Here is a 12,106-nt window from a genome sequence, read left to right as displayed (position 1 = left end):
TGGCCGCAAAATAGTGCGAAGCTTCAGGCCGAGGTCGCTATGCGTGGCAGTGCGTCGAGCTTAGCGGCCATCTTCGCGACTTGATCAGCAGACACTTTCCCCTTCTCCTCCAGCTCGTTGGCAATAGACTCAACGAGTTTCAGGTGACTGCGGACAATCTGCTTCGCCCGCTCGAATTCGGTCCGGAGTACATCGTCCACCCAAAGGGCGACACCAGGGTCTTGAAGTCGAAGTGTTTCAAGGTCGCGGTCGCTCTTCGCCAGGCTATGACGAAGGCGATTACCCATGCCCATGCCACTCTGTAGCATCGTGGCGATACGGGTGGCTTGGGCGAGATCAGAGTTTGGGCCTGCGCCAGCCCCGTCACTTACAGCCCCAAGGAGCACCTCCTCGGCGGCAATTCCCGCGAGCAGCACCACAATTCGGTCCCTGTAGGTTTGCACGGTGCGGTATGCGACGTTGGGTACCTCGAAGTATGCCCCACCACCCGGCACCGTCTCACTGTCGTTGCGTGTATGATCGATAATCATTGCACCGTAGAACGTGCCATGATCAAGCGTGATGACTGCAACGGTGTGGCCCGCCTCATGAACCGCGAGCGCTCGCCGCAACTCGCCTGTGATCGCCACCATTTCTGGCAATGATTTCGAAATGTCAGCCATGGTGACATCCCGTTTGGCCCGTCGGGCAATACGCTTTGCATCTCGGGCCACCTTGGCGAGATCAGCTCCGGAAAACCCGTTGGTGGCTGCCATCAACTTTGGATGATGCTTTCTCGGCAGAGGCTGTCCGAGTTGTTGCTGAAGGATGGCGATCCTGTCTGACGCAGTCGGGAGGGGAATAGCAACATGTCTGTTCAATCGCCCGGGCCGCAAAATGGCAGGATCGACACGACCGAGAGCATTGGTTGCGCCGATCACGACCACGCCTTCACGCCCGTCGAGCCCGTCCAACAGCTCCAAAAAGCCATTCACCACCTGCGTGCTGTAGTCTTTGTTATCGGTCGAGAAGGAATTGCGGTCGCCGAAGCTGTCCATCTCGTCACAGAACAGGATGCAAGGCGCACTTTCCTTCGCTTTTTCGAAGTCACCTCTCATAGCTTTCAGGAGGTCACCAAGATGCCCCCTTGCCTGCCATCGCGCCAGAGACGTCGCGATGATCGGCACATTGCACTGTCGGGCAAGAGCGGCAGCAAACTGCGTCTTTCCAACCCCTGGCGGTCCTGACAGGACGATCCCGGTATCAACTTCCGACCAATCGATCTTGCCTCGTCGCCAGTCGATCAAGTCCTGGGCAAGCTCCATTCCCCAATCCTTCGCTTGACCATAGCCGAACATCTCCTGCAACGACGGCAGGCTTTCGCTCTTGGCACTCGATGGTTTGGCATCGAGGGCAGATGCCTCGGCGAGACGCGCCAACGCGTTCCCGATTGGACGACCTCGCCGCAATGCCGCCCAAACATGCAGTAGCGGATAAGACATCGCCGCTTCCGCTTCAGAGGGACTGACGTCGATCTGATAGGCAATCCGGCATCCGATCCGAAAGTCCATTGTCGAGATCGGTGGGATGTCGACTTCGACGTCAACTTTCAAGGAAACTTGAAAAGGAAGTTCGGCACCCTGTTCCCTGAAAATGAGAAGGCGGCGCTTTCGGCTGAAGTCCCCGTCCATCCTCTTGAGAATGGTCCTTGGCTTATCGGTAGCCGCGATCATCATGTAGGCCATGTCGTCTCGATCCGAAGAAAATCGAAGCAAGAGATTCTCGGCGCACGGGTCGTAGTCCTCGCCAGATCGGTCTGACGGAACATTCAGCAGGACCACGCAGTCAGCGCCTCTGATGAAATCAGAAGCCTTCCTGAGTGCCCGTTTAAGCGTACAGTATAACGCTGCGTCTTGTGGCGTTTTCAGGGAATGCTTTGTTTTAGGCACAGTTATCCTCCTCGCGGCCTGAGGCGCGAACTTCGAACAGGGAATGTTGTGGTGATTGGTCTAGCCGCGATAGCGGCGAACAACGGTCTCTGGCCCGATCAGCGCGGTGTCGAGATCGATCTCGATCAAACGCGCAACGACCATATTTGCCAGACCACGTATCGGCGTGGTTTCCTTGAATACGGTGAGGCTTTCAGCCAGGGTCAGGGATGATTGTTCATCCAGAACGGACAGCAATCTCACCCGGTCCCCCAAGCTCACTTCACCGGCAGAGCATTGAAGCAGGTCTTTGCAATTCTTCAGACGAATCGGATCAATGTCTCCACGCGACATGGTCCGGTATGTGAACCCTTCGCGGATGATTGCCTCGGCAACCCATGGGGGCGGGCGTCGCTGCCCAACGGCATCGATCACCAGGACATCAAACTGACGTTCGGCGACGAAATCGGGAGAATAGGTATCAAACCCATGGCGTAGCTGCAGAGACCTGCAGTTCCAGCTCGAAACCTCGTCTTCGAATTCCAACAAGCACGCCACATCACGCGCCAGTTGGTCCCTGGCGACGAAACGACCTACGCAGCGGTTGAATTTGGGCTGGGAGAAAATTGTTTGCGACGTGCGGGACGTCTTGCCAGAAGGCAACGACTGAATACTCATCTACACAACTCGAATATACACGCAATTGACGACAGCCTCTCGCGAGGCGGCGGGTCAGCGGGATATTCGTATGATGTGTAGGGTCGCGTTTTTCATGGTAAGAACGAATAGGGAACAACATCGAGCGTGTCAATGGTCTTTTTTGGAAGAGGCGACGCTGGCTATTTCTCCACGCAGTTCGCCAGAGCCTTCTTCAATTCGGCCGTGGTTAGGCTTTTCACATGCTCTGGGCTGTAGAGTAGCAGATCACGATCCATCTTCAACGCGGTCCTGATGTCTACACTCCGCTCCAGCTTCAGTCGCCCCAGAATCGCACCAGTCGTCGGGTCCGAAACGCATATATTGATGATTGCGCCCTGTATCGCTTGAAGAACTGGATCGGCCATTTGCTTTGTGTCTCCATGCTGCCTGCATTTGTGTCGATGCCACTGGGATTGGCTATCGCCAAATGTCGACGACATCCCGAGGCGATCACAACGAGTACCCCGCTCGAACAATCGTCTCATTCTGTGGATGAACGTAGACTAAAACACAAATACGCACTGACTGCGCTTGCATCGGTTGCAATCAACAGCGACGCTCACCCTCTCATTGAGGGTGGCTGGGATGTGGGCGGACGTAGAAACTGGTCGTGATTTCCTGAATTTCAATGTCATGGCGAGTTTGGTCTCGCAGATGATCCTCGACGCGAAAGGCCAGGCACTGAGCATTGGCATCTCGGGCGGCTGGGGCGTTGGCAAATCGTCAATGGTGAAACTTATCGAAGCTGATCTGAATGCTCGGATTAAGGAAGCGCAAAAGGAAGACACCGGTGGAGCCAACGGAAAGCAGTCACTACTCTTCGTGAATTTCAATGCTTGGCTCTATCAAGGACACGACGACGCGAAGGCGGCCCTCATGGAGGAAATCGCCGACGCTCTAACGAAATGCGCAACGGAACAAGAGACGAGCGTTGAAAAAGGCGTCAAACTTCTCAAGCGCATCGATGTTTTTAGGAGCCTCAGATTTGTGGGCGAACTCGCTGCGACCGTTTACACTGGCGTGCCAATCGGGGCGCTCGCACGCGCCGGAAAAGGCGTTTACGACAGCCTCACCGACGGCGACATTACCAGTGACGACTACGACTCCGCCTCGTCAACGATAAAGGAACACGCGGAATCCGCGCAAGGTCTGCTTAAACCGTCCCAGAAGCGCCAACAGACCCCTCCTCAGATGATCCACGCAATTCGGACCGAGTTCGAGGAGCTACTGGATGATCTGAAGGTAACTTTGGTGGTGTTTGTCGATGACCTGGATCGTTGTCTTCCGCCGACAGTGATCGGGACACTTGAGGCGATGCGCCTCTTCCTCTTCATGAAGCGGACAGCCTTCATCATCGCGGCTGACGACAAAATGATCAAAGAAGCGGTTCGCGTCCACTTTCCAGGCACTAAGGTGGATGATGACATCGTCATCAGTTATTTCGACAAGCTCATCCAAGTTCCGCTCCGAGTCCCGCCGCTCGGCACGAATGAGGTGAAGGCTTACCTGATGATGCTCTTCGTCGAGAATAGTGTGATTTGCGAGGACAGCGCCACCGATAAACAAGCAAAGGAACAGGTTCGAATTGCCGTCAACAAGCGCCTCGCCACCAGTTGGAAAGGGGAGGCTGTAGATGCCGAGTTTGTGCAGGGACTGATCAAGCAGTGTCCGGAATCGCTGAAAGCAGAGCTTGAGCTTGCTGACCGTCTTGCACGCCAGATGATTATTTCGCCCAAAGTGAATGGAAATCCTCGCCTTATAAAGCGCTTCATGAACACCCTATCCATCCGGCGAAGCCTTGCGAAGGTGCAGCATATCACTGTCAACGACGCAATGTTCGCAAAGCTCATGCTGTTTGAGCGATTTGCCTCAGCAACGTCATTCAACTCGCTGACCGAACTGATTAGCACCGCATCGCACGGAAAATCGGAAATCCTTCGTGATCTGGAAGTCGACGTTCGTAAGGGCGAAGCTATCGATGAAGAGCGCTGGCCACCAGGATGGAAAGAAGACGCAAAGCTCATTGAAGACTGGCTGAAACTTCCGCCCGACTTGGGAGGGATCGATCTTCGAGGGGCACTTCATGTAGGTCGGGAAAGCGCCCCGATTATCGCTGCTGAGAACAAACTGTCAAAAAGCGCGGCATCACTTCTCACTCAACTTCTGGCCCTGAAGATTCAGCCGACACAGTCGGTCAAAGTACAGTTCACCACAGTTACACCTGACGAGCGGGCGCAGATCATGACCAGCTTGTTGGACAAAGCGAGTGCTGAGACCGAATGGGGGACGCCTTCGATACTTTATGGGCTCGGTGCGATGGCGGAGAATGACGTCGTACAGGCTGAACGCTTGATCGTGTTCTTCGGGAATGTGCCCTCTTCAGCACTCAAAGCTGGCCTCATCCCGCGACTGGCCACGTCCGAGTGGGGAAAGAAAGTTATAGTTGGGCTGGCAAAGCGGCCCGATCTTCCGACCACGGTCAGCAAAGCCGTAGCTGCAGAATTAAAGGCGGGCAAATAATGGGCACGTCGAAAACGAGTGGCGGTCCCGGCAAAAATGTCCCTCTAGTGCCGAACTGGGTGGGACCAGATGCGCCAACGCCGCAAGTGCCGCCTAAGCCTTTGACGCAGCCAGCAGATGGCGGTTCGCAGTCGCCTTCACCAAAGCCACCAGAAAAGCGACCTGATGGACCGACACCTCCCAAAAAGCCGAATGAGTCACCACCAGATCAGGGTCAGGAAAACCCAACACCGACTGACCTAGCTCCCGCTCGGAGATTCACGTCAGCCCGTCGCGCAATCGGCAACTTTGCCAAGACAGGTGATAGCCGTAGTCTCCGGAGCGCACTCGGCAACTATGTGAAGAAGGGATACGGTGGGTCGGCAACGACTTCCCGTCGAATGAGTAAATCCTCTTCTGCTGCCGCAGGGGTGTTCGATATCCTATCTCGGGGCGATGGCGCTCCTACCGTCGATGGTGAGAAATCAGAACTCGATGTTTCGACCTTGGCGGGGCTATCGCACAGTGAGGTTGCGGAACGGATTGCGGAGGCAGTCAATCCTGGTGAAGTGTCGCTCGACGATGCCGGTGTACGTGAAGCGATTGCCGAGGCCGTCAGTTCGGTTCTCAATGAGAACGAAAATGCCGATGTCACCAATCTCCCGCCCGAATTGGCGGAGGAATGCTTCGTCAGAACCCTGTCGTACTCCGCCTTCAATATTCTGGTTGCTGACATTGGTGCGTCCGTCCAGCGAGCGGCCCATGGTAGCGCTGTTCTGGCAAATGACCGGCTCAAGGAAATCAGCGACTTCGTTCGGGAAGCGTACCGGACGCAATATGTGAAGGTGAAGGCAATCGGCTCAAAAATCAGCCGCAGCACATCGGCGAAAATCGCCCGCGACGTCACTGCCCAGGTTATGGACATTTTCGAAAGCTATCTCGAATGAAGATCGCAGCGCTCCGACCCGATCAGCCATCCCCCTCCGGCATTGATCATCGCATCAGCATATTCGAAGGTGATCTAGGTGCTCTGAGCCGGACATCTGGCCACGCAGGATTATCCGTTGCCAGCGAACTCTTCAAATGGGCGGGGCGGTCGCCATCGACAATGGCATGGGATTTTACTGCGTTGGCGCTCGGCGTGGTGGGTGCTGACCGACTGGTGAACAGAGCAACCGTCAGCCCTGATGGCTGGACCCGTGAGATCGAACTGACCGTCGGGGTCAGCGACCCTCATCGATGGCAAGTGCTGTCCGAAAAGATTTCCGCGATGCTCTCGTTCCTGACGGGTGACTTCTGGAATCTGACCTTTGTTGAAGGCGGATATCATCCAGCTCCTCCCAAGAAGATCGCTGGTTCACGACCGGAAACCTGCGTGGCTCTCCTGTCTGGCGGGCTGGACAGTCTTATTGGTGCCATTGATATGGAAACCAAGGGTGTTGATCACCCAGTATATGTATCGAATAGGGTTCGCGGTGACGTGGCCAAGCAAGAGAAGTTTGCCGCGCGAACCGGTGCTGGACAGCGGCTTCTCTCGCTCAACGCTGATCCGAGGACTTCAGGCGTTGCTGCCGAAATCTCTCAGCGCCCCCGTTCCATTGTGTTCATCGCGTTTGGAGTTCTCGCTGCTACGCTCTTGGATAAATATGTTGCTGGTGAAACCGTCGACCTTCACACGCCGGAGAACGGGTTTATCAGTTTGAATGTGCCTCTCACGACAATGAGAAGAGGTAGCCTCAGCACGAGAACGACGCATCCGAAGTTCATTGAGATGCTCCAAAGCCTACTCGACGAACTTGGCATAAAGGTCCGGCTTTGCAACCTGTACCAGTTCAAAACCAAGGGCGTGATGATGGCGGAATGCCGAAGCCAGGAGCTTCTGGCCGATCTGGCTCCAATGTCGATGAGTTGCGGACGCGCTGGGCGCAGCTACACGCATTGTGGTCGGTGCCTACCTTGCCTGGTCCGTCGATCTGCATTCTTGAAATGGAGTGGGCGTATCGATGGAGATACCACAGCCTATATCCATCCCAAGGTGGAACTCACCGTGCAGGGTCGCATCAACAACGAGTTTCATGGTAAGGCGTTCGCTGAGTATGACGATGTCATGCAAACGTTGACCGCCCTCGACTATGTAAATCGGCATGGCGCTCGCCGTTGGATTGGTCCGGCGATTGGAGCAACATCCTTCGGCGCAAAGGCTCATGAGTACCGGAAAGTGGCTGAGGATGGTCTTCTGGAAATAGGCGAGTTTCTCGAAGCGACCGGACTCCGATGATTGACATGCATTGCCATCTCGACCTCTACCCTAATCCTGGACGGGTGATCGCGGAGGCAGATAAACGCGAAATCTTCGTCCTCGCGGTCACGACCACGCCCAAGGCGTTTCTTGGCAACATTAGGCTGACCGAGGGTCGAAAGCGTATTCGAGTGGCCGTCGGGCTTCACCCCGAGCTGGTCGCCGCCCGTCATCGCGAAGTTGACGACGTGCGAAAGTTCATGGGCCAGACCAAGTATGTCGGAGAAATCGGCATCGATGGATCACCAGATCATTTGCCTAGCCTTAAGCTTCAGACGGAGGTCTTTTCGATCATTTTGAAGCACGCTGAGGGCTACGGCGGCAGGATATTGTCGATCCATTCTCGTGGCGCAGCAACAGCGGTTTTGAATGTCATCGAAGCGAATCTGAGCAAGAGTGTGCCCGTTCTCCACTGGTTTAGCGGGACCAGGAAGGAATTAGACCAAGCAATCGAGCTGGGTTGCTGGTTCAGCGTCGGACCAGCGATGTTGCGGAGCCGCAAAGGACGCGAGTTACTCTCCTCCATGCCGCCTAATCGTCTCTTGACCGAAACTGACGGGCCTTTCGCAACCGACGGCGACGCTCCGTTGATGCCTTGGGACGTCGAAAGAGCACTGCCAATCATTAGCGAAGTCTGGAACTATCCTGAAGCCAAGGTAGCTCAGGTCATCAAATCGAATTTCTGCGACTTAGTGGGCCGCATAGACCAGGTGCACTCCATTTAAATCCAGCCGCAATCCAATCCACTTGCCTCCTGTTGCGTTCCCGACCAATGCTGGCACCTCCTGCCCGCAATTCCTGGCGCTGTTTCTTGCAAGCCGTGCCTAAATCTTGGCTATCGGCCAGTAGAGGAGAGCGTCCCTGCCGTCATCAGAGGACGGAGGTCGTTTTCCCCTCAGATTTTGATCGCTCAGGGAAGAACCTATGAACCGTTGGGGCGCAACGCTCGTAAAATGGCGCTCGCCCTGGCAAGTGAGGCTTCGGCGGCCTCTAGTTCGATGGAGACGGTGAATAGATCACGTGCAGACATTCGAAGGAATTCGTGCAGGACAGCATCTGAATTCCTAGCCAGCAAGATGAGCTGTGGCCCACTCGGTGCTCTGGAACCGGCAAGCCAATACTTAGCGGCCCGTTCACTCGCTCCAGTCCATTGCATTATAGTTTTCGCTGCCCGTGCGCTTCGACCCAACTCCTCTCGAAGTGCACGGGACACCGCAAGCGAATATTCACGACGACTTTCCGCCGCAGAAGGCGGAACAGTTGTGCCTGATTTCCGAACCATGTTCCTAGTCTCCTCGATATATACTCCGGCCGCCCCGAATGAACGGTATCGAGAATTGTTGACATCTGATGGTCATCGACTGGAGCCAAAAGGGCGGTCGCTCAGCGACACCCGAAGAACCAAGAGTTCCTGCTGCAACTTATGTTCGGATGTCCACCGAGCATCAGAAGTATTCGACTGACAATCAGTTCGCGGTCATCCACCGATACGCCGAGAAGGTTGGATTTGAGATCGTCCGCTCTTATGCCGATGAGGGCAAAAGCGGGCTTCGCCTAGTTGGGCGGGATGCGCTTCAAAGTCTGCTTGCAGACGTCGAAGCTGGTCGGGCCGACTACAAAGTCGTTCTTGTCTACGATGTCAGCAGATGGGGGCGGTTTCAGGACCCTGATGAAGCTGCCGAGGTCGAACTGCGCTGCAAGCGTCACGGCATTCTGGTCCACTATTGCGCAGAGCAATTCGAAAATGACGGCAGCATGGGCTCATCCATCATCAAGACCGTCAAGCGAGCAATGGCCGGTGAGTATAGCAGGGAGCTGTCGGTCAAGGTATTCAACGGGCAAGCCAATCTTATTCGGCTTGGCTATCGGCAAGGTGGCGCTCCAGGCTTCGGCCTTCGCCGTCAGTTAATCGACCAAAATGGCAACCCGAAAGGTGAATTGGTACGGGGGGAACACAAGAGTATCGCGACGGACCGTGTCATTCTGGTGCCCGGCCCAGAGCAAGAAGTCCAGGTGGTCCGGAGGATTTACGATCTATTTGTCAGGTCGGAGCGGACCGAAGCCGAAATCGCGTCAGTTCTAAATCAGGAGGGAATCCTCACGGATTGGGGCCGGTCGTGGACACGAGGCACCGTGCATCAGGTGCTGATTAACGAGAAATATGTTGGCAACAACGTTTGGGCGCGCACGTCGTGTAAGCTGAAGCAATCCCACGTGAACAATCCTGAGGAGGACTGGATTCGCGCTGACGGTGCATTCACCGGAATTGTGCCCATCGAGCTTTTCGCACAAGCTCGGGCGATAATCACACGGAGGTCGGAGCGGCTGTCCGATGAAATTATGCTCAAGAAGCTCGCAGAGGTGTTCCAACAACAGGGCTACTTGTCAGGCCTGATTATCGACGAAGCATCTGATTGCCCTTCCAGTAGTTCGTATTCGCATCGCTTTGGCAGTCTACTACGTGCATACGCACTTGTGGGTTTCGTGCCCGACCATGACTACAAGTATCTGGAGATCAATCGGTCTCTGCGCCTTTTGTACCCCAAACTTTTGGAGGAGGTGCTTGAAGGTATTCGTTTGGCAGGAGGTGACGTCGACCAGGCTCCGGCAACCGACCTTCTAACGATCAACCATGAGTTCACCACATCGATAGTCATCGTTCGGTGCATCCAAACGTCTTCCGGCGCTCTTCGGTGGAAGGTGAGATTAGATTCCCTGCTCAAGCCCGACATCACCTTGGTAGTTCGCATGGCTCCCGGCAACACCGAGCCATACGACTACTATCTGTTGCCGCTGCTTGACATGCACGAAGCCGTATTGAGGCTATTCGAGTTCAATGGCTTGTCGCTCGACGCATACCGTTATGAATCCCTCTCGCGGTTCTATACGATGGCAACGCGCCGTACATTGATGGAGGTCGTCCGATGACAGCTATCCCGGCTCAGAAGGTTGAGATGATCCCCATCTCCCGGATAACCGTCGTAAATCCACGTGAGCGTAACAAGAAGCATTTCAAAGAGATAATCTCGAACATAGGACAGGTCGGACTTAAACGCCCCATCACCGTCACCCGCCGAATGGAAGCTGGTGGACCATATTATGATCTGGTTTGCGGACAGGGACGGCTCGAAGCCTTTAAGGCTCTGGGGCAGCAGGAAGTACCGGCCCTCGTCGTGAACGCGAACAAGGAGGATTGCCTCGTCGCCAGCATCGTTGAGAACTGCGCGCGACGACAGCATCGGGCAATCGATTATCTTCAAGACATTGGAGCAATGAAAGGGCGTGGGCACAGTGTGCCGGAAATCGCCCGCATGACGGGTCTGTCAGGCGAGTATGTCTACGCCGTAGTTCGGCTTTTGGAAAAGGGAGAAGAACGGCTTTTGCGCTCGGTGGAAACGGGACAGATACCCTTCAGCGTAGCTCTGGAAATCGCCGAAGCCGAAGACCATGATATTCAGGCTGCCCTTCAATCAGCCTATGAAAGAAAGCTCCTGCGCGGCAAAAAGCTAATGGCTGCCAAGCGACTTATCGAGCAGCGTCGACAGCAAGGGAAAGGGTTAAAACACGTCGAATCGAAACCCAGGACAAGACCGGTGTCATCGGAGGCATTGTTGAGGGCCTTTCAGGAGGACGTTGATCGTAAGAGGATACTTATCCGTCGGGCCGAAACGGCGAAAGCTCGCCTGGTGTTTGTCACAGAGGCGATGCGCAAGCTTCTATCAGACAAACAATTCTCCAACATGCTGGCGGAAGAAGGATTGGTTTCACTTCCAGAAGCCTTGGTTTCCAGGCTGGGACACGAAAGGGATCGGCAATGACCGCACCGAGCAGCGCCGTACCGTTGTCATTCGAGAGCACAAGCCTTCGAATTCCGATTGAAGAAATAACGCCGCTCAAGCAGCTCACGCCTTCTGCCCTGAAATCTGTGAAGTATTCTCAGATAGCTGCATCGATTGCCGAAGTTGGCATTATCGAGCCACCTGTCGTAATTCGGGATCGGCACGACCACGAAAAGTTTCATTTGCTTGACGGCCACATTCGGTTGGACGTTCTCGCTAAACGCGGTGAAACGGAAGTCGTATGCTTGGTCGCGACCGAAGACGAAGCCTATACCTACAATCGACGAATAAGCCGCCTCGCCACGATCCAAGAACATAAGATGATATTGAAGGCCATTGAAAAGGGTGTGCCGGAGGAGCGATTGGCTCGCGCTCTCAATGTCAACATCTCCAGTATCCGGCACAAAAGAAGCCTCCTCGAAGGAATTTGCCCCGAGGCTGTCGAGATGCTGAAGGAGAAGCATGTCCCTCTGAACACGATTGGGCAGCTGAAGAAAATGAAGCCAATGCGCCAGATCGAGGCGGCACAGTTAATGATCGCCATGAATAAATTCACAGTGACGTATGCGCAATCGCTGGTGGCTGCGACACCAAATACGATGCTCGTTCGGCCGAAGAAAAAGATCGGCGGCTTGAGTGAGGAACAAATCGCGCTCATGGAGCACGAAGCGACATCGCTCGATAGGGAGTTCAAGACTATCGAGCACGACTACGGCACGGATCACCTCGATCTTGTTCTTGCGACTGGCTACTTAACGCGCTTGCTCGGGAATGCCCGAGTTGTCCGGTACCTCGCGCAATTCCATCCAGACCTCCTGTCGGAATTTCAGAAAATAACCGATCTGCGCAAAGCAGCTTGATCT

Annotated in this window: 9 protein-coding genes; 7 read left to right on the top strand and 2 right to left on the bottom strand. The window is 54.9% G+C overall.

The window, feature by feature from the left end:
- Positions 1-23: 23 nt before the first annotated feature.
- On the bottom strand, positions 24-1,820 hold the full coding sequence (locus AC4CWH_RS23080; RefSeq protein WP_491321624.1) for an AAA family ATPase: 1,797 nt from the start codon (positions 1,818-1,820) through the stop codon (positions 24-26).
- A gap of 168 nt (positions 1,821-1,988) precedes the next feature.
- Complete coding sequence (locus tag AC4CWH_RS23075) at positions 1,989-2,585, bottom strand: hypothetical protein (protein WP_491321623.1); 597 nt, start codon at positions 2,583-2,585, stop codon at positions 1,989-1,991.
- Between the two features lie 606 nt (positions 2,586-3,191).
- On the opposite strand from AC4CWH_RS23075, the gene AC4CWH_RS23070 reads away from it, so the two are divergent.
- From AC4CWH_RS23070 to AC4CWH_RS23040, 7 genes are all read left to right on the top strand, one after another.
- Positions 3,192-5,126, top strand: a complete 1,935-nt coding sequence (locus AC4CWH_RS23070; RefSeq protein ID WP_491321622.1) for a KAP family NTPase — start codon at positions 3,192-3,194, stop codon at positions 5,124-5,126.
- Positions 5,127-5,506: 380 nt separating this feature from the next.
- Positions 5,507-6,052: a Qat anti-phage system associated protein QatB gene (locus tag AC4CWH_RS23065; RefSeq protein ID WP_491321621.1), complete on the top strand. Its 546-nt coding sequence runs from the start codon at positions 5,507-5,509 to the stop codon at positions 6,050-6,052.
- A complete protein-coding gene (gene qatC, locus AC4CWH_RS23060) occupies positions 6,049-7,383 on the top strand; it encodes a Qat anti-phage system QueC-like protein QatC (protein ID WP_491321620.1) in 1,335 nt (444 codons plus the stop codon). Before AC4CWH_RS23065 ends, qatC begins: the two co-directional genes overlap by 4 nt.
- Positions 7,380-8,129: a Qat anti-phage system TatD family nuclease QatD gene (qatD, locus tag AC4CWH_RS23055; protein ID WP_491321619.1), complete on the top strand. Its 750-nt coding sequence runs from the start codon at positions 7,380-7,382 to the stop codon at positions 8,127-8,129. Before qatC ends, qatD begins: the two co-directional genes overlap by 4 nt.
- 625 nt (positions 8,130-8,754) lie before the next feature.
- Positions 8,755-10,332 (top strand): recombinase family protein, encoded by a 1,578-nt coding sequence (locus AC4CWH_RS23050; protein WP_491321618.1) that lies wholly within the window; start codon positions 8,755-8,757, stop codon positions 10,330-10,332.
- Entirely contained in the window at positions 10,329-11,222 is an 894-nt protein-coding gene (locus AC4CWH_RS23045; protein ID WP_491321617.1) for a plasmid partitioning protein RepB C-terminal domain-containing protein, read from the top strand. The genes AC4CWH_RS23050 and AC4CWH_RS23045 overlap by 4 nt, the downstream gene beginning before the upstream one ends.
- On the top strand, positions 11,219-12,103 hold the full coding sequence (locus AC4CWH_RS23040) for a plasmid partitioning protein RepB C-terminal domain-containing protein (RefSeq protein ID WP_491321616.1): 885 nt from the start codon (positions 11,219-11,221) through the stop codon (positions 12,101-12,103). The genes AC4CWH_RS23045 and AC4CWH_RS23040 overlap by 4 nt, the downstream gene beginning before the upstream one ends.
- Positions 12,104-12,106 lie beyond the last annotated feature (3 nt).

It is taken from the genome of Neorhizobium sp. PAMB6716, assembly GCF_058242805.1.
The sequence above is the reverse complement of the archived record's forward strand: the minus strand, read 5'-3'. Positions and strand labels throughout refer to the sequence as shown.